Genomic DNA, 18,684 nt, shown 5'->3' with positions numbered 1-18,684 from the left:
ATGGACGCCGACCAGATCCTGAAAGAGATAGAGAAGTACGGTTGCGTTTCTTTCGATGTGTTCGATACCTTGCTCCTGAGGCCTTATGTGACCCCGGACGATCTTTTCCGCCACATGGAACTCCATTTCCGCAGAAAGGGATTTGCGGACGAACGTATCAGGGCTGAAAGGACGTCCCGTTCTAAAATATACGAAGAGGTCACGCTTGACGAGATATACGGGGAGATAGACGACAAGTTCAAGGACCTGAAAGATCACGAGCTTATGTTCGAACGGCAGGTGCTCCTACCGAACCCCGAAATGAAAAAGGTGTTCGATATCGCCAAGAATTCCGGCAAACGGATAGTGATCCTTTCGGACATGTATCTTTCATCGGATTTTGTTTCCGAAGTGCTAGCGAAAAACGGCTATGAAGGATATGAAAGACTGTATATGTCGTGCGAATACAGGAAGAGCAAGCACTCGGGGGAGCTTTTCTCAAGGGTCCTTGATGACCTTGATATCGAATCTGATGATTTTATCCACATAGGCGATGACAGGGTTTCGGACTTCGGAACACCATCGAAGATGGGAATAAGATCGTTGAAGTACCGCAAAATTATCGAAGGTTACTTTTCCGCTCATAAAAGAGAAAGAAGATATTACAAAAGAAAAAAGAACCTGGAACGTTCGGTCACCGTAGCGATGGACGCATTACATGAAATGAACGTCCCCGATGATGATTTCTGGTACGGGCTGGGATACAGGTACGGCGGCCCTCTGAACTCCGCCTTCGCTGCGTTCATCGAAAAGAACGCCAAGAAGGACGGAGTGCTCCTGTTCATAGCCAGAGACGGCTATAACGCCCAAAGGGCGTACAACATACTTTACGGCGACATCGAAAACCATTACGTGTATGCGGTAAGAACGTTCAACATATTGTTCGGGATCAACGGAAGGGACTATCCGGGATACGAAGAAGATATAGTACGGTATTTTTCAGATGTGCCCGCGGTCGAAGATCTTACCGGCGGTTATAAGGACAGGTTCAGAGAGAACCGGCAGTTGTTCGAAGCTCTCATGGACGAAGAACTTGATGAATACCGCCGTTACATTGAAAAAATTGTAGGTTCCAAAGACGACGTTTACGTTATCGACGCTACCACGGAGAAATTCTCGTCGCAGAAACTGATCGAGAGGGCCTCCGGAAAAAGAACCAGAGGCATCTATTTCACGTTGCTTTACTCCAAATCCGAAGATAAGGCCAAAGGATTCCATGACGACCATAGAGTATTCCTCGAGCTTACATCCATAGACCTGCCGGAGTTTTTAATGACCTCGAACGAGAACAGAGTGCGTAGCGTAAACGTATCGGGAGAGCCCGTATACTGTATAGAAAGAAATTCCGTAGAGAATTACAGAAACTATGCTTCGGATAAAATTACGGCAGGGTCCGAGGATTACGCAAAAGACCTTGTTTCGATTTTCGGAGAATACGTGCCGGATATCAGTTATGATGCGGTCGGTAAATGGCTACGCTGTTTCTACAGGAATATGCATCCTGACGAAATGAAAATGATGAAAAATATCAAATGGGCCAGCGACCCGGCCCACAGTGAATACCATCATATCGTTTTCTCCGTTTCCGACGCTCCGTTATTGCTGAAAAACAAGTTCAGGGATTACTTCCGCAGCATGATGGCCAGATTGAATAAGAAATGACGGCCGTACATCCATCCGAACATATGCAAAAGCTAAGACTGGACATTTTATGTATATAATGAGATAATAACATTTATCTGATTAATTTTAAATATATATTGATATAATTTTCATAACCTCAATTACATTTATATCGCCATATTCATTTCATCGCTGGAGCGATCTGCGATTATGGACGGACAATAGGGTTGTTATAAGGAAATGCAGGGCCAGATCGACAGGTTCGTCGACGACCTAAGAAATTCCTTTGACCTTGCTCCCGGATTTAACATAGACTTCAAAGAGTGCGACGGCATAGTGCTCTGCGGGATGGGCGGGTCCGGCATATCCGGGGATATCGTCAACGACATGTGTTGCGATACCTCCAGAGTTAAGGTCGGCGTTCTGAGATATCCCGTTTTCCCCGGCTGGGTGTCCGACAAGACCCTCGCTGTGATCTCCAGCTATTCCGGCAATACATGGGAGACGAAAGCGATGTACCGGGAAGCCGTAGATAGAGGGTGCCGCATAGTCGTCATCGCATCCGGCGGAGAAATCTGGGACCTGGCAGAGGAACACGGCGATATCCTGATACCTCTCTGCAACGGCGTACAACCGAGACAGGCCATCGGCCTGATGATCGGCTACATATGCAAGATAATAGACCTCGTTGCCGGCACTTCGTTGGAGAAACAGGTCGTCGATTCCTTCGGAAGCCTCAGGAAATACAATATCTGTCTGAGGAACGAGCGCGATAATGTCGCAAAAGAGCTTGCAGAGCATATGTCGGGCAAGATACCGGTGATAATCACAGATACATCGATGGCGTCCGTTTCTTCCCGCTGGAAGAGCCAGATATCCGAGAATTCAAAAATGATCGCTTTCAGTTGTGTGATGCCGGAGTTCAATCACAACGAGATAGTGGGATGGTCTACCGGTTCGACCGAAATGCTGGCCCCGATCGTCATCATGCCTGAAACCCAGATTTCGGAGATGAGAGAAGTCGTATGCGCAAGCGCTTTCACCATGAGACATTACGGTACGGACGTCCATACGGTTAAGATAGAAGGCGCCACCAGGGCCGAGTGCATACTCAAAAGTGTGATGCTCGGAGATTATGTCTCATATTATCTGGCACTTATGAACAGGGTGGACCCGATAGGCGTAGAGCCGATAAAGATGCTTAAAGCCGAGATTGTGAAAAGGTGCAACGGTAATACCGAAAAGAAGATGTGCCCGTGCCAAATCCGAAAGCAAGATGATTCAGCCTATGGCCTTCAGCTTGTTGCGTGAGAATGCGTCTCCTAAAGATGCGGACCTCTCCAGCCAGAGCCTGGCTTTTTCAATATCCTTCGGTACTGATTTTCCTTCGAGATATAGGTTGCCCAAAGAGCGCATAGCTGCGAGATTTCCGCCGTTTGCTAACTGTTCCAGGCGTTTTAGAGCGAGTTCAAAACTTTCTTCGTCCGTTTGACCGGCACCACGCATACCTATGATTGCTAGTATCGAATTGATGTTGCCTTGTTCCGTGGCAGTTCTGAAATATTTAATTGCTTCTGCGGGATTTTTCTCGGTGCCTTTGCCGTCCCGATGCATTATTCCCACAGTATGTGTTGATCCGGAATCTCCAAACTTTGACGCGATATTATACCAATATAGTGCCTTATTCTCATCCGTTTCTACGGCGATACCATTCGAATAATAATTGCCCAGGGTTCTCATCGCGAATAAGTTTCCCTTCAAGCAGATATCTTCCAGGCCTTTCAATGCATGGTCGAGAGCTTCTTTATCGGCAGCCCCTGATCCATACATGTTGATTATCGATACAGCGGATATGGGGTTGCCGGAAATAATCCCTTCTTTGAATAATCTTATCGCTTCTTCTGGATTTTGCTCAACAAGTGTTCCGTCACGATACATCTCTCCCAGTTTCTGCATGGCGCCCGGAAGGCTCGATGCTGCTGCGATCTTCAGATATTCGACGGCCTTTTCGCCATCCGCATCCACTACGTTGCCGTTGGCGTACATGTTGCCGATAGTGACGGCGGCCCATGGGTTCCCGCTTTTCGCTAGATTGTCCATAGTCTTTATGGCCCTGTCCATAGCGGATTCGTCGGCAAGACCCAGTCCGTATAAATTTGACAACCTGACGGCCGAGTTCAAATGCCCGTTCTCTGCCGCGGAATTGAAAAGAGATACCGCCTCCGAAGACTTCTTCTCCGCCTCTTCGCTGTCTGCCAACATCATCCCCATCTGATACTTCGATTCGGCGTTGTTGTGCTCCGCGTTGACGGAATACCATTTCATGCCGATCTCCGGGTCGTAAACTCCGTTCTTGCAGTGGGAGAACGAGTCGGCCAGGATGTTGATCTGACGCAGAAGGTCATGCTCCGAGTAGAGTCTGAGCCAACGATCAGACTCGTCCTCATTCTGATTAACACCTTTTCCCTCACGATACATTATGGCCATCTGATAGATTGCATCTAGATTGTTGTTCTTCGCAGCCATTTCATACCATCGAAAAGCTTCCGATTCATCGCTTTCTACTCTTATACCGTCGCGATACATATTTCCAAGAGTCAGCTGGGACAATACGTGACCGTTTTCTGCCGCCTTCCTAAGCCATTCTAAATGTTTCGATATGTCTTTTTTCGGACCGTTACCGTCACGATACATTATCGAAATCTGGTACATTGCATTTGCATTGCCGGAATCTGCAGATTTTTGAAACCATCTTAATGCTTTCGACCGCTCTTCGTTGTTCCAGGCCGTCTTCATTATAAGGTCTGCGTAATCGTAATACAGAGACGGATTTCCAGAGGGCAGCAATTTCATGAAATCTTCGGCCACCTCTTTTCCGAAATCTGATTTTTCCTCTGTCAATAATCTGGAGAGCTTGGTGCGCGCATCGCGGTTGCCTTTCCTTGCGGCGCTCATATACAAGTCCAGCGCCCTTTCGCGTTCCTCTAATTTACCTTCCCCAACTATTATGTCAGCGAGATTAATCTTCGCCTCTTCATTACCATAGCCAGCCGCCCTCTCGAACCATGCTATTGCAGATTCCGTATTCTTGTCGACGTTAATTCCGTCACGGTACATGCATCCCAGCGCATTTTGTGACGCAGGAACTCCAGATTCGGCAAGTTCTTCAATCACTTCGAAGGACTCCGCCAGCTCCGTCTCATAATGCCCACATACAACGCTCGGCACACCTATTTCCCTTATCTTTCCTTTGTCGATCCATGCAACCCTATCACACATTTCCCTGATGGTCCCCATTGCGTGTGAGACGATTATTATTGTTTTTCCCAGTCCCTTCATGTTCGAGAAGTGTGCACCGGATTTCTTACTGAATGACAGGTCTCCCGTTGAAAGGACTTCATCTAGAATCATTATGTCCGCATCAACATTAATCATTATCGCGAACGCTAGGCGGGAGGACATTCCCGATGAATAAACTCTAACTGGCAAATCAATATAGTCCTCTAGTTCTGCATACTTAACGATGTCTTCAAATCTTTCGTCAATCTGTTCCTTTATGAAACCATACATAGATCCCTTGATGTAGATATTCTCCCTACCACTCATATCCTGATGGAACCCCATTCCCAGCTCAAGTATGCTGGCAACCCTTCCATTAATATCAATATTGCCAGAATCTGGCGTCATTATCATAGATATTATCTTTAGAAGTGTACTTTTTCCAGACCCGTTCCTTCCAATTATCCCAAATGTTTCGCCCTTCCTTATATCAAAACTTATGTTATCTATTATGTCGCGTGTAATTTTTTCAGTTTTTTTGAACAGACTCTTCTCGTTGTGTACGGCCACGCGGGTCCTAAATGACTTGCAAACATTACTGACCGCCACCGCAATGTTGTCTGTCATTATATCCTCTCTGCAAATCCATCTTTTAGCTTCTCAAAAGTCAACAAACCAAAAAATATCATTACTGCCGATATCAGTAAACACATCAACAGAATCTCTGAACTGGGTACAATGCCCCTGTATAGGATATCGTGAAAGCCTTCCACAAAATACGTCAGAGGATTAAACCATATTAATGTATATAGTATTCCAGTCCGTGACTCCGCCAAATAGAAAATTGGTGTCATCCAGAACAAGATTCTTGCTAATGCAGTAATTAAATACTCAAAATCCCGAGAGTACACTGAAATTGCCGATGTCAACAAAATCATGCCTAGTGAAAAAATAAACATCAATATTATTAGCAACGGAAGCGCCAACAGCCCTTCCAAACTTAATGGAAAACCAGTAATTACCATCAAAAATGCGACTATCGAATAAGCTATGAAAAATACTATGAGTGTATAAGATACCTGCGATAGCGGAAGGATTTCCCTTGGAAAATACATTTTCTTAATCATGCCAGCATTTGACGTTATGTTGGATGCTCCGCCCATTAGATTTGAGTTCATAAAGGAGAACGGAAACATCCCCACGCATAGGTATACCCAAAAATACGGTATGTCCTTACCCATAAAATTTTCGAACACTACATAGAATATCAATATTGAAATTGTTGGAGTCAAGAAATTCCAGAGGAATCCGAGCGCCGAATTCTTATATTTTCCGAATAGACTCTTCCTTATCAGAGAATATGACATGTATCTGAACTTATATAGTTCCCTCATTTTTCCCCATAATTTATCCTTAATTTTCAAAATGAACTCCCCTTCTGCGTTCTCTATAACTTAGTCGTACTTGTTTCTCGCGTTTAAAGATTAGTTCATTTAAATATGTGAAGACTTTTTGCGAATTGAAAAGAATGTTAAAAATACAAGGGCGATCATTGGCGTTTTTCTCTTTTTTGAGAAGTCTATATACCTGTTACTAGCTAACATATTATGTTTCCTATGAAGGGAAAATAAAGCGTGTTTGATAAATATGATTCAAAAATCAAAAAGAAAAATACTAGTAACCGGAGGCGCAGGGTACATCGGGTCCCATACTGTAAAGGAACTAGTGAAAAGAGGCTATGACGTTACGGTCCTCGACAATCTATCCAACGGTCGGATGACTTCTATTAATGGCGTTAACTACGTCAAAGGAGATATAGGTGACTATGCCGTAGTTAAAGAACTGCTTGTATCAAACGAGATAGATGCTATAATCAATTTTGCGGCTTTAGCATATGTTGGGGAGTCCGTTTCGAATCCCAGAAAGTACTACGACAATAATGTTGTAAGGGGAAAATCGCTTTTGGATGCCATAGTTGACTCGGGTGTGAAGAAGATAGTATTCTCTTCCTCCTGTGCTACTTACGGAATTCCGAAAACGATACCAATTAGGGAAGATGAAAAGCAACGCCCCATCAATCCGTACGGATGGACAAAACTTATGTTTGAACAGATGATGTATGATTACGACAGAGCCTACGGTCTTAAGTACATAAATCTAAGATACTTCAATGCTGCGGGTGCGGATGCCGACGGATCCATAGGTGAGGAGCATGACCCTGAAACGCACGTTATTCCGATTCTAATACAGAATGCGCTGGGCCTCAGAGACGGTTTTTCCGTCTTCGGCACAGACTACGACACCCGGGATGGATCCTGTGTTCGTGACTATGTTCACGTAACAGACCTTGCAGATGCGCACATACGAGCAATAGAATATCTGTTTGAAAAGGAAGCCAGTGACTGCTTCAACCTCGGCTCTGGAGAGGGAATAACGGTTCTGGAACTCGTTGAGGCAGTCCAGACAGTTACTGGCAGGAACTTTAAGGTATCCTTGGAAAAGCGCAGAGCTGGAGATCCGGATATACTAGTGGCTGATAACTCCAAAGCAAAATCTGTCCTAGGTTGGTTTCCAACTCATTCATCCATAGATAACATCATCAGAACCGCCTGGAACTGGCATAAAGGATAAAAATGAACATATGTGTCCGATTTTATTCCAGTCTCCTCTATGGCCGATAGTCACCAGAAAGACGCACTGATACAATATTTAATACGATCGAAGTGACAGACGAATATTCTCATAATTGAATCTTTCCTTATGGATTCCTGAATGTTACGCTTATCATGAATATCTATTCTTTTTGCTTCTAGCATTATTTCTGTTTCCAAATCATTTGACTAATCAAACGATTATCAAATTGGATTGGAACAACATCAATGTCTAAGCACAAGGATTGTACATAACTTAATTATTACGATGTTAGTATGGGATGCATGAAAATATCAGTGGTAGGTGCTGGATACGTTGGACTTTCACTGGCTGTGCTTCTTTCAACGAAGCACGAGGTTGTTGCATTGGATGTGATTCCGGAAAAGGTGAACATGATCAACAATGGAATATCACCAATTGAAGACAAAGATATTGAGCGTTATCTTATAGAAAAAAATCTGAATCTCCATGCTACGTTGGACTACGAAGACTGCAAAAACTCCGATTATTTTATTATTGCAACACCGACAGACTATGACCCAGAATCTAATTCGTTTGATACTTCTTTGATCGAAAATGCCATTATTGAGATTGAGAGAATTTGTCCTGAGGCTATAGTCGTAATAAAGTCAACAGTGCCAATAGGTTATTCCAAAGACGTTGGAAAAAGAATGAATATTTCAAAACTCGTGTACTCTCCTGAGTTTCTTAGAGAAGGCCATTCTCTCTATGATAATCTTCATCCATCAAGAGTCGTTGTCGGAATGACAGATGAAAACAAACAGGATGCGGAAGGGTTTGCAGAACTAATGAGGGACTGCTCTTTAGAAAAGGACACCATAATACTGATTTCGAATTCCACCGAGGCGGAATCGATAAAGTTATTCTCCAATTCTTATCTAGCAATGAGAGTGTCGTTTTTCAATGAACTCGACTCGTTCGCCGAGGTCAACGGTCTGAATTCAGAAAATATTATACGTGGCGTATCTTTAGATCCAAGAATAGGCGACTATTACAACAATCCCTCTTTTGGATATGGAGGATATTGTCTACCCAAGGATACTATGCAGTTACGTTCGAGCTATGGGAACACGCCTCAAGCGCTTATTTCAGCCATAGTTGAATCGAACGACGTTAGAAAGGAATTTATCGTCAGCAGAATAGCAAAGATGGCGTCCGGCAATTCAACCACAATAGGTGCATTCAGGCTCAACATGAAGGCTGGGTCAGATAATAGCCGCAAAGCAAGTGTCCTTGATGTAATATAGGCACTCAGGGATCGGGGATTCAACATTATAGTATATGAGCCTGCGCTAAATATGGGTCCCTGTTACGGATATCAGAATATATCGGACATTGAGGAATTTAAGAGACTTTCCGACATCATTGTTGCCAACCGAATTACCGATGAGTTGGAAGACGTTTCCTACAAAGTTTATTCCAGAGATGTTTATAGAAGAGATTAATTCTCGTGTCTGGTTGCCGTTTTTGAATGTGTGATTTTAAATAGCCAGTGCATCAGGAATGTCGCTGTTCCAATTAAGAAAAGCTTTTTTTTAAACATCTCATCATAAAAAAAACCTGTTGCACAAATAAACTGTTCTGGGTTCATTTTATACTTATTTGCATGTTTGATAAAAAGACTGAACCAGCCACTGGCCCTTCTATATCTGTTGTTGCTTATGCCATCTTGGCTCTTGTGTTTTATACCTGCTATTTCTGGAGAATATATTACATCATGCTTCTGTAACATCCTAATCCAAAGATCCCACTCCTGATTTGCTTTAAGTGACTCATCGAAACCTCCTATATCAAAAAATGATGTCACTGAAATCAGAGGCATGGAAGTGCACCCTATTACATTTTCTCCGAGTACTCTGATATCGAGATTGCAATCATCTGGAGCCTCTTTTAAAAAAAGATGCTTGCTACCGTTTGTATCATAAATCTCATAATTGGAGTAAACCATCGAAATTCCTTTTTTTAGAGCGAGAATCTGGTTTTCCAACTTATTACATACCCATTCATCGTCATCATCCAAGAACGCAATGTAATTTCCTTTTGAAATGCTGGCACCATAGTTCCTAGCTTGGTTATTGTTCAGTCCCGGCCGGTGTTTTATCTATATATTTTTTCTGTCGAGGGAAAGCACGTGTTTTAATTTTGATGTCGCCAACGAGAGATTATTGCTTGTATCTACAACCACTATCTCATAATCTATATAAGTTTGACAAAGAACGCTGTTTAATGACCTTTCGAGGATCTTAATCGGTCTATCGTACGTCGTCAATACCACAGAAATCATAAAGTTATCTTTCATTGCATCAACTCCACATATTTCCATTGATATTTACATTACTAAATCAAATTAATAAAATTCATTTCTTGTGTTAAATTTGTTCAATGAATTAGGGCCCGCCGGTTGTATAACAATAAACACATCTTTCAACATATTGGTTTGTGACACCTGATAAAGAAAATACAACAAATACTTAGTATTCTAAAAACGTATTTTTGAATTATAAATTACCATAATCAACCGATACGCGCCCTTCAATCCCAGGTTCGCTTAAGATTTGGTAACAAGGTCTCTCAGGTCCGAAGTTGTCGGTTCATCCATGCCAAGTCTCTCGAACAACAGCCTATTTCTTCGATACCTCGTTGAGGACCCATTTGTCCCCGATTTTCGATACTTTCGATTTTGACAGCTCGTTCATAACATCGGGATACCACACCTTCCGGTTCAGATCGGTGCTCATTCTGATCCTGTTCATCAGTTCGCATCTTAGGATCAGACTCACGAACTGAACAAGGACCAGGCCGTCTGCCGCCTTGTCGGTCTGAAAGTACCTCACACCTCCGGCCAGATTGGATTTCAGGATGCTGAAATCCGACTCAGCGTCATTCCTCTGCCTGTACATCGACAGCACAGAATCCCATGAACCGTCGGATGTCGTGAGGATCGCCATACGCCCGCACGTGTTCTCTTTGGCCGTTATCGCATTCCTCTTCCTCCGATACGCTACGTTCACGTTGTCATCGGAAAGTTCGAAATATCTCAGAATGTCCGTTCCGAACTGCTGCCTAAGCTTCCTGTGGATGCCTTCGGTCCATTTAGTATCGTACAATACCGTTTCGAAGGAATCCAATCTGGAATACAATGTCGTTATCTCGTCCAGTCTTCTGGCCTCATCCAGATATGACAATGCCCTGACCGTTCTCCCTCTTATCTCTGCTTTGTATCAAAATATCTGATGACCTCGCCGTTGAACACTCCCGTGTTCAGCGAGCTCATGTTCCTGACCGATTCCGATACAATCGTCTTGAAGATCCTCCTGCCCCCGGGAACAGGAGTTGTGAATCCTATCCCGCTATCCAGCAGCCTCAGAATATTGTTTTTGATGAAGAAACCGCGGTCCATCACGAAATGGATGTCATTGCAGCCCAATGATGAAACGAATAACGCCATGCTCTCCAATATCTTGACATCGGAGATGCTTCCTCCGTAAAGACGATGACAGAACGGCAATCCGGTATCCATCGAATGCACCATGCCCATGCTCACCTGCGGCATGCATATATTCCTATAATAGTCTCCATATTCCGCTCTGGACCTCCTCGACGATTCTGTTCCGAATGCCGAAAGATCGAATATGACCACACTTTTTCCGTCGTATCTTTCGAAAAAGAATCTGTTCCTTCCGTCTTCGTTTATCCCCGAAAGCGGTCTGTAAGGATCTCTCGAACCCATTCCGTCGTTGTTTCTGTACTCCGAAAGGATGGATTCCTGCATCAGATTGTCCGTCTGCCTAAGAAGTACCGGACGGACACATCTCAGAACGGCCAAAGTGAATATGTCCTCTGCTACATCTTTTTCAAAACATTCGTTCAACATCCTATCAAGACCGATATCGTCCGATATACACTGAAGAAGCCAGTATAGTCCGAATGTCTTGCTTACGGCGACAGCATCCCTCTTCCCCGATTGGACGGAATTGCCTTCGGTATCGCAGGGTACGACATATCGCGAACCTGTCTGGAGTTCTTCTTCTCGGGGTCCCAGACACCGGTCACACGATACAGATAGTGATTCCCGCCCACGGTCTTGATGTGGTCATAACTCATTATTATATGATAACGATGATATATAATGCCCGATATACTCAGGCCAAATCAGAAAAACAACACAAGAGAAACAACCTTGTTACCAAGGATTAAGCGAAGTTAGGTTGTATGGAGTCATAGAAATGATCTAGATGGGCTATAAAAATTTCCAATTACGCATTTCACCTGAAAAATGAATTGATTTTGAGTATTCCGATTAGCAATGCGCTTGTTATTAACGAGTGCCCGCTTCGTTGTGCAATACTCTATTGCTCAACTATTGTTCGGTTCAAATTACTATTCAACTCCAGATGTGGTCATTAATCTACCAAAGCTTATAATCCTGTCAACGCATGCTGGTCAAAGACGTTAGCACTTTGTATACTGGTTATTACTTTTTCAGGTGGTTTAATGAAAAAATATGCAGTGGTTTTTGTATTCGATGACAAATTTATTGGACCCACCAGCGCGGCAATATCATCATTGTTGATTAACAAAGCTCCCGATACCGAATTCAAAATTTATGCCTGTACCCCTGGACTGTCTGATGTCAGTAGAAAAATTATTATGGAATTTTCTACTCCGAAATGGGGCGCTGATGTTGAAATTCTAGTTGTGTCCACTGAAAAATATCAGTCCATTTACAAGGAATACGATGGTAACACGGGCGCTGGCTCAATAACAGCCCTGCTAAAATTCGAGATTCCAAATCTCTTGGATGAAGACATCGCACTGTATCTGGATTCGGACATAATTGTGAGGAAGGACATCTCCAATATATTTTCAACAGGTTTGACTGGCAAGTATGCAGGCGTTGTAAGAGATTCCGGAATAATATATAACAATGAAGGTTTGAGGGGGGCGCTTTCGAATTATTTTAATTCCGGAGTTCTACTATTAAATCTTGATGAAATGAGGAAAGACAATGCAACAATGTTGTTGGTAAACGCCAAGTCTGATTTAAATAATAATAAATTTGTTGATCAGGATGCATTTAATATAGTATTTGACGGCAAGATTGTCGAATTACCAATTGTGTACAACTGTCTAATCGTCAATCTGTGGAACTCTGCTCACAAGTTTGACATCAAGGACCTTAACGCCCTATATCATGTCGATTACTCATGTCTTTATGATCTCTACAAAGACGCGGCCATCTTCCACTATGCCTCCAAAAATAAACCATGGAAATATGGAGATATTCCATATGCAAAGGAGTGGTACGATTATTACAAAATTAGCCCGTATGCTCAGCCTTTGGAGAGATTACAACTAGATAATAGGGCCCATATCAAAAATATCCCAATAATACTAGCTACCGATAAAAACTATACTCCACAAACTGGCATCACTATTCTTTCCGCATTAGAGAACAGAAGATGCGATGCGAAATATTCTTTTTTCATTCTAACTTCTTCGACTTTTGATTATGATACTGATGCTAAATTCCAAGAAATAGTATCTAAATACGGTAATTGCTCAATTGAATATATCAAAATGGGCGATGATTGTTTCAATGATGTAAAATTAAATATCCCCCATATAACACATCCGACATTCTATAGGCTCATGGCCTCAAGTCTTTTTCCGCAATATGAAAAAATGATTTACATGGATTCGGATGTAGCCGTTGAGTGGGATTTGATGGATTGTTTTCTCACCGATCTTGGTGACAATTACATTGCTGGAGTAAAGGCAGCTAGTTATCATTGGGCCACTGACGGCAATGTGCAGTATTGCATTGAGAATGGACTGCCTGCAATAGATCAATATGTAAATGCTGGAATGTTAATCTTTAACCTGAAGAAAATTAGAGAAAATGGTATCGAGGAAGAGTTCATAGCGCTATCTAAGCTTGGACTTCGTTCTCAAGATCAGGATGTGATTAATCGAGCATGTTACAACCACATTCTCCATTTACCATACAAATTCAATTGTATGATTGCAAAATATGAAAAAACACCTGAACAGCTATTAAAAATATTTACTCAAAATGAAATAAATGAAGCCAACAATCGTCCAGTGATAACACACTATGCCGCAGAAACAAAACCCTGGGCGGATCTTTCATGTGCATTGGCCGACAGATGGTGGCATTATGCCAAACTGTCCCCCTATTATTACATAGTATTGAACAGATATCACGACGGTCAGGTTTTGGCTGGCAAGAAAGCACGCTTAAGTGGATGTATATCAGGAATCGTTGCTAATAAGCAGTTTGTGTTTATAGAGAAGAAACCGAAAAAAAGGACAATAAGGAGGACTATTATGGAAACGCTTAAAAAAATTAGGGGCAATAATAAAAAGAAAGAGAGCGCATCTGCACTGATTAAAGAGTTTGATGAAAAGTGGAAGTCGGCACCCGATGATGAAATGAAAAATCTTTTCATAAGGCTTGAAAACTCGACTGAAAGCAATAATCCTCAGATATATGGTAGATTGGCCCGTTTGTATCGTGATGGTAAGGGTACTGAAAAAAATATCAGCGAGGCCGCCAGGCTAATGAGGGTTGCCTTTGAGTGTGGTCTTGACTGGGCTCGTCGCGAGTATGTTGACATCCTAATCCAATCTGGTGCACCATATGACTATTCACAGGCATTTAAAATCTGTACAGATATGGCCAACGCGAATGATCCATTTGGACAGTGCAGGCTTGCCCGTATGTATCGTGATGGCCATGGAACAGATAAAGACACTGAAGCTGCACTGTACTGGTATGGAAGAGCTGTTGTGAAAAACACAGGTTGGGCAGGAGAATTTATTGATTTATTAATTTCTACCAGTGATGATGATAAATGCAATGAGGCCTTCAAAATATGTAAACCGCTCGCAGAACAGGGCATTTCCAATATGCAGGGGAGGCTTGCCCGTATGTATCGTGATGGCCATGGAACAGAAAAAAATCCAGAACTGGCTATATCTTGGATGATTAAAGCAACATCCAATAGTAAATCTTGGGCCGGAGAATGTATTGATTTACTTATGTCTGTTGATGATGAAACCAAATGGAAAGTAGCATTTAACATCTGTGAACCTATTGCAGAGTCAGGAAATGCTGGAATGCAGGGGAGGCTTGCCCGTATGTATCGTGATGGTAAGGGCGTGACAAAGAATATGGGGTTGGCTAAAGTTTGGTATCAGAAGGCAGTAGCCAATGGCAATAAATGGGCCAAATTGGAGCTGGATAATCTTAAGATGTAATATGATTGCATCGAATCGACATATTCACGTCATCATATAAGCTTTAAACTCCTCAAAAAGCTCTGATAGAACTCTGCCTTAGGTCTAATTAGCCCCAAGCTCAACGAGCTTTTGCAAAACTATTGCTAGCCTGAATACTGGACGATGGATGTGTCCCAATGGAATCTATTCATCTGTGATAAGGAAACAATTTCAGTTCAGGACGCTTTGGACTGCATCCTTCTTCCAATTTTGATTATAGCCCGAGTTTGACAAATAGGGTAATTTGTGAGCGCGTAACGTAAGCGCGTTCGATCCTCTCCTGTCATCATCTGGACAAACGATAAAAGCGGCCATCGGATCGTTTTAGTCGCTAAACCCCAAACAGGCAGATAGGCCGCCTCCACAATCGGAATCGAATCCTTTAAGATTACGGTCGTCGACCTGCGGGGTTTGGCGGGAAAAGAAGGAATATGTCTCGTAGAAGAAGCAGACTACACAAAAAGATACCGATGCCGACGAAAACATCACCATGACCGCAGGTAACAAGATCCTTGCGGAATCCGTGTTCCGGGAGATGGCTTTGGATATATTCCTTGACGGATTGAAGCGGCCTCAGGGCAACTCCGTTGCCGCCGAGACCGTCGCTCTCGTCGCCAATTTGATGGAGATGACAGGATTGTCCGTCAACCGTTTGGACAGATTGCTGGAGAACGATATCGTCCGCGAAGAGTATGGATTGGATGCGAATGCTCCGAAATCCGTGTACCGTACCGTGGAACGTCTAGGAAGGAACAGCGATGCGATCGTTGCATTTCTGGGACGTGTGCTGAAACAGAGATATAGTGTGAAGATGGATACCGTCTTCATGGACCGGACCTCGATGTACTTCGAGGCATCCCAGAAGGGCGTTTTCCGTGTGGGTTATTCCAGAGATCATAGATTGGACAGGCCCAGGTCACCGTGGGATTGAGCATGTGCCGCGATTCGGGGATGCTGGTAGGACTGACGGTGAATCCGGGGACATATTAGACGTGACGCATTTCGACGACACTCTGAAACAAGTGCTTTCGATACTGCCGGAGGGTGCTATGATAGTCTTCGATAACGGGGCGTACTCGATGAACAACGCAAGATTGCTGGATTCCGAGGGCTTGGGTTTCGTGACGCGCATGCAGCTGAACGCATCAGACGATGCGTTCGTGAAGGTTCATTGGAACGAGTGGGTGAGGATCGACGACGATATCTCATTCATGCGGACGAAAGGCAATCTCGGAAGGACGAGATACATCTTCAGGAACCTGAAGCTGCGTTCCGACATACTCCATCGTTATCGTGCGAAAGCCAAGCACGATTGGGACGAGATGTAGACGATCTGGAAGAACATGGATTCCGGGAAGAGACCGCGCAAGAAGTACCGCAATTCGAACTGTTTCATGACACGAAGCTATCGTATCAGTTCCCTTTCGGGGGAAGGAGCGAGGATGAAACTGTGGATATGGCCGTGAACAGTATGATGACAGGCCGCGAGGGACTTTTCGTGCTGTTATCAAACCGTCCGTTGACAGCTTCGGAGATCCTCGATCTGTATCATGCGAGGAACGATGTGGAGACGGCGTTCCGCGACCCGAAGCACGGAATCGATTGGAGGCCGGCTATATGCATATCCGAGGATGCCATAAGAGGTCGTATCCTGATATCGTTTCTCGCATTGTTCTGCATGTCCGTTGTTTGTTTCCTATATCCAGAGTTCCGCGGAAAGACAGCGGAATCGATGTGCGAGGGGCTGAACTCGTTCTCACTTACAGTTCTGGTGCAGAAAGGCATGGAGAAAAGACGTATTTTCAGCCCGAGTCTGACACTTACGTGAGGTTTTGACCTGGCTTTCGCTGAATGATTTCGCCATTGTACGTCCGATCCGCGTTCTCACTCGGCGTTCTTCAGACGAGAATATCGTCTATGAGCGTCTGTCCGGGTGCCTTCGGCACCGGAACAGACTCTTTTTGCCCCCACAGACGACGGATGATGCGTCCGAAATTGCTGAAAACACGTCTTCTCTCCATCCCATTCTGCACCAGAACCGTAAGTGAGAACGAGCTCAGCTCCTCGCACATCGATTCTGCAGTCCTCCCGCGGAACTCGGGATAGAGAAAGCGTATCATGGACATACAGAACAACGCCAGGAACGAGATCAGGGTACGTCCTCTGATCGCATCCTCGGAAGTGCATCTGGCCGGTCTCCAGTCAATCCCGTGTTCGAGGTCGCGGAACGCCGTCTCCACGTCGTTCCTCGCACGGTACAGGTCGAGTATCTCCGAAGCTGTCAACGGACGGTTCGACAGCAGCACGAAAAGCCCCTCGCGTCCCGCCATCATCCTGTCCACGGCCATATCCAAAGCTTCCTCCTCGGTCCTTCCTCCCAAGGGGAACTGATAGGACAATCGAGTGTCGACGAAACAATTCGAGTTACGGTACTTCTTACGCGGCCTCCGTCCCGAATCTATGTTCTTCCTGATCGTCTGCATCTCGTCCCAGTCGTGCTTCGCCTTGCTGCGATAACGGTACAGGATATCGGAACGCAACTTCAGGTTCCTGAATATGTACCTCGTACGTCCGAGGTTGCCTTTGGTCCTTATGAACGAGATATCCTCGTCGATTTCGATCCATTCATCACGATGCGCCTTCACGAACGCATCGTCCGATGCGTTCAGCTGCATGCGCGTCACGAATCCGAGACCATTGGAATCCAGCATCCTGGCGTTGTTCATGGAATACGCGCCATTATCGAAGACGATCATCGCATCCTTCGGCAGTATCGGAAGGACCTGCTTCAGCGTGTCGTCGAAGTGCGTCACATCCAGTATGTTCCCCGGATTCACGGTCAATCCTACAGGCATCCCCGAATCGCGGTCCATGCTCAATCCAACGGTCACCTGAGGCCTGTCAGGTCTGTGGTCCCTCGAATACCCTACGCGGACCACACCTTTCTGTGGTGCTTCGAAGTACATCGAGGTCCAATCCATGAAGACGGTGTCCATCTTCACCCCGTATCTCGACTTCAGTACGCGTCCTAGGAATGAGACGATGGAATCGCTGTTCCTCCCCAGACGTTCGACGGTGCGGTACACGGACCTGGGCGCGTTGGCGTCCAGTCCGTACTCCGCACGGATCACGTCATTGTTCAGCAACCTATCCAAACGGTTCACGGATAATCCCGTCATCTCCACTGAGTTCGCTACCAGAGCAATCGTCTCAGCTGCAACGGAGTTGCCCTGAGACCGTTTCAATCCGTTTAGGAACACGTCCAAACCCATCTCCCGGAACACGGATTCCGCAAGGACCTTGTTGCCCGCGATCATCGTCACATTTTCGTTCGGTGCCGGTATCTTCACATGCAGTCTGCTTCTCTTACGGGACATTTTCTCTCTTTTCCCGCCAAACAAAACAGACCTCGGACCGCAAGATTAAAGGATTCGATTCTGATGATAAAGACGGCCTTTCGGCCTGTTTGTGGTTTGGCGACTAAGAACTATCGAAAGGCCTATTCTATCTTTGCCCAGTATCGACAGGATCGCTATCGCTGAAGCTCACGCCATATTCTGAAAAAGAGCCCTATGTGTCAAACGCGGGTTTCAGTAATTTCGGACAGATCATCTGCCGTTTATGCCGAAATCCCCGGAATTGAGCTACATGCCTTATGAATTCTGAGGGGCAAGCTCGAGGTGCTCAGGGTCTTCGACCCCGAACGCCTCGAAGATCTCCCTCACGCGCTTGGTCTTCTCGGAACGCACGTTCACGCCGCGGTCC

The 18,684-nt window shown here is 44.6% G+C and carries 14 protein-coding genes and 1 pseudogene; 8 read left to right on the top strand and 7 right to left on the bottom strand.

What is annotated here, in order from left to right:
- Both VB016_01750 and VB016_01745 read left to right on the top strand, forming a co-directional pair.
- Window positions 1-1,701, top strand: a complete 1,701-nt coding sequence (locus VB016_01750; GenBank protein ID MEA4977263.1) for a hypothetical protein — start codon at window positions 1-3, stop codon at window positions 1,699-1,701.
- A gap of 201 nt (window positions 1,702-1,902) precedes the next feature.
- Window positions 1,903-2,973 (top strand): bifunctional phosphoglucose/phosphomannose isomerase, encoded by a 1,071-nt coding sequence (locus VB016_01745; GenBank protein ID MEA4977262.1) that lies wholly within the window; start codon window positions 1,903-1,905, stop codon window positions 2,971-2,973.
- On the opposite strand, the gene VB016_01740 is transcribed toward VB016_01745, so the two are convergent.
- Both VB016_01740 and VB016_01735 read right to left on the bottom strand, forming a co-directional pair.
- Window positions 2,944-5,568 carry an ATP-binding cassette domain-containing protein gene (locus VB016_01740; GenBank protein MEA4977261.1) on the bottom strand — a complete coding sequence of 875 codons (2,625 nt, stop codon included), beginning with the start codon at window positions 5,566-5,568 and terminating at the stop codon, window positions 2,944-2,946. The two genes, VB016_01745 and VB016_01740, sit on opposite strands and share 30 nt — an antisense overlap.
- Complete coding sequence (locus tag VB016_01735; GenBank protein ID MEA4977260.1) at window positions 5,568-6,365, bottom strand: ABC transporter permease; 798 nt, start codon at window positions 6,363-6,365, stop codon at window positions 5,568-5,570. Before VB016_01735 ends, VB016_01740 begins: the two co-directional genes overlap by 1 nt.
- Before the next feature lie 223 nt (window positions 6,366-6,588).
- Here VB016_01735 and galE point away from each other — a divergent pair, with 223 nt between their 5' ends.
- Together galE and VB016_01725 are read left to right on the top strand one after the other, a co-directional pair.
- Window positions 6,589-7,572, top strand: a complete 984-nt coding sequence (gene galE / locus VB016_01730) for a UDP-glucose 4-epimerase GalE (protein MEA4977259.1) — start codon at window positions 6,589-6,591, stop codon at window positions 7,570-7,572.
- Between the two features lie 305 nt (window positions 7,573-7,877).
- Entirely contained in the window at window positions 7,878-8,861 is a 984-nt protein-coding gene (locus VB016_01725) for a nucleotide sugar dehydrogenase (protein MEA4977258.1), read from the top strand.
- A gap of 194 nt (window positions 8,862-9,055) precedes the next feature.
- On the opposite strand, the pseudogene VB016_01720 reads toward VB016_01725, so the two are convergent.
- The 4 genes and pseudogenes from VB016_01720 to VB016_01705 form a co-directional block, all read right to left on the bottom strand.
- A pseudogene (locus VB016_01720) lies at window positions 9,056-9,898 on the bottom strand (glycosyltransferase family A protein).
- Between the two features lie 337 nt (window positions 9,899-10,235).
- Complete coding sequence (locus VB016_01715) at window positions 10,236-10,799, bottom strand: hypothetical protein (GenBank protein MEA4977257.1); 564 nt, start codon at window positions 10,797-10,799, stop codon at window positions 10,236-10,238.
- Between the two features lie 20 nt (window positions 10,800-10,819).
- Window positions 10,820-11,488 carry a hypothetical protein gene (locus VB016_01710; protein ID MEA4977256.1) on the bottom strand — a complete coding sequence of 223 codons (669 nt, stop codon included), beginning with the start codon at window positions 11,486-11,488 and terminating at the stop codon, window positions 10,820-10,822.
- Between the two features lie 62 nt (window positions 11,489-11,550).
- Entirely contained in the window at window positions 11,551-11,718 is a 168-nt protein-coding gene (locus VB016_01705) for a hypothetical protein (protein MEA4977255.1), read from the bottom strand.
- Window positions 11,719-12,108: 390 nt separating this feature from the next.
- On the opposite strand from VB016_01705, the gene VB016_01700 reads away from it, so the two are divergent.
- From VB016_01700 to VB016_01685, 4 genes are all read left to right on the top strand, one after another.
- Window positions 12,109-14,898 carry a glycosyltransferase gene (locus VB016_01700; GenBank protein MEA4977254.1) on the top strand — a complete coding sequence of 930 codons (2,790 nt, stop codon included), beginning with the start codon at window positions 12,109-12,111 and terminating at the stop codon, window positions 14,896-14,898.
- A 511-nt stretch (window positions 14,899-15,409) separates the two neighbouring features.
- The gene (locus VB016_01695; GenBank protein ID MEA4977253.1) at window positions 15,410-15,850 is read left to right on the top strand and encodes a hypothetical protein; all 441 of its coding nucleotides are present in this window, start codon (window positions 15,410-15,412) and stop codon (window positions 15,848-15,850) included.
- 61 nt (window positions 15,851-15,911) lie between these two features.
- Complete coding sequence (locus VB016_01690) at window positions 15,912-16,247, top strand: hypothetical protein (GenBank protein ID MEA4977252.1); 336 nt, start codon at window positions 15,912-15,914, stop codon at window positions 16,245-16,247.
- Window positions 16,232-16,747, top strand: a complete 516-nt coding sequence (locus VB016_01685; GenBank protein MEA4977251.1) for a hypothetical protein — start codon at window positions 16,232-16,234, stop codon at window positions 16,745-16,747. The genes VB016_01690 and VB016_01685 overlap by 16 nt, the downstream gene beginning before the upstream one ends.
- A 70-nt stretch (window positions 16,748-16,817) precedes the next feature.
- On the opposite strand, the gene VB016_01680 is transcribed toward VB016_01685, so the two are convergent.
- The gene (locus VB016_01680) at window positions 16,818-18,296 is read right to left on the bottom strand and encodes a transposase (GenBank protein MEA4977250.1); all 1,479 of its coding nucleotides are present in this window, start codon (window positions 18,294-18,296) and stop codon (window positions 16,818-16,820) included.
- Window positions 18,297-18,684: the final 388 nt, after the last annotated feature.

The sequence above is a fragment of the Methanomassiliicoccaceae archaeon genome, from assembly GCA_034928305.1.
Lineage (GTDB): Archaea > Thermoplasmatota > Thermoplasmata > Methanomassiliicoccales > Methanomethylophilaceae > VadinCA11.
The sequence above is the reverse complement of the archived record's forward strand: the minus strand, read 5'-3'. Positions and strand labels throughout refer to the sequence as shown.

Coding starts and splice junctions, on each gene's coding strand:
- VB016_01710 (MEA4977256.1), bottom strand. CDS start 11,488: ATGTTGAACGAATGTTTTGAAAAAGATGTAGCAGAGGACATATTCACT.
- VB016_01750 (MEA4977263.1), top strand. CDS start 1: ATGGACGCCGACCAGATCCTGAAAGAGATAGAGAAGTACGGTTGCGTT.
- VB016_01745 (MEA4977262.1), top strand. CDS start 1,903: ATGCAGGGCCAGATCGACAGGTTCGTCGACGACCTAAGAAATTCCTTT.
- VB016_01725 (MEA4977258.1), top strand. CDS start 7,878: ATGAAAATATCAGTGGTAGGTGCTGGATACGTTGGACTTTCACTGGCT.
- VB016_01705 (MEA4977255.1), bottom strand. CDS start 11,718: ATGAGTTATGACCACATCAAGACCGTGGGCGGGAATCACTATCTGTAT.
- galE (MEA4977259.1), top strand. CDS start 6,589: ATGATTCAAAAATCAAAAAGAAAAATACTAGTAACCGGAGGCGCAGGG.
- VB016_01680 (MEA4977250.1), bottom strand. CDS start 18,296: ATGTCCCGTAAGAGAAGCAGACTGCATGTGAAGATACCGGCACCGAAC.
- VB016_01700 (MEA4977254.1), top strand. CDS start 12,109: ATGAAAAAATATGCAGTGGTTTTTGTATTCGATGACAAATTTATTGGA.
- VB016_01695 (MEA4977253.1), top strand. CDS start 15,410: ATGACCGCAGGTAACAAGATCCTTGCGGAATCCGTGTTCCGGGAGATG.
- VB016_01740 (MEA4977261.1), bottom strand. CDS start 5,568: ATGACAGACAACATTGCGGTGGCGGTCAGTAATGTTTGCAAGTCATTT.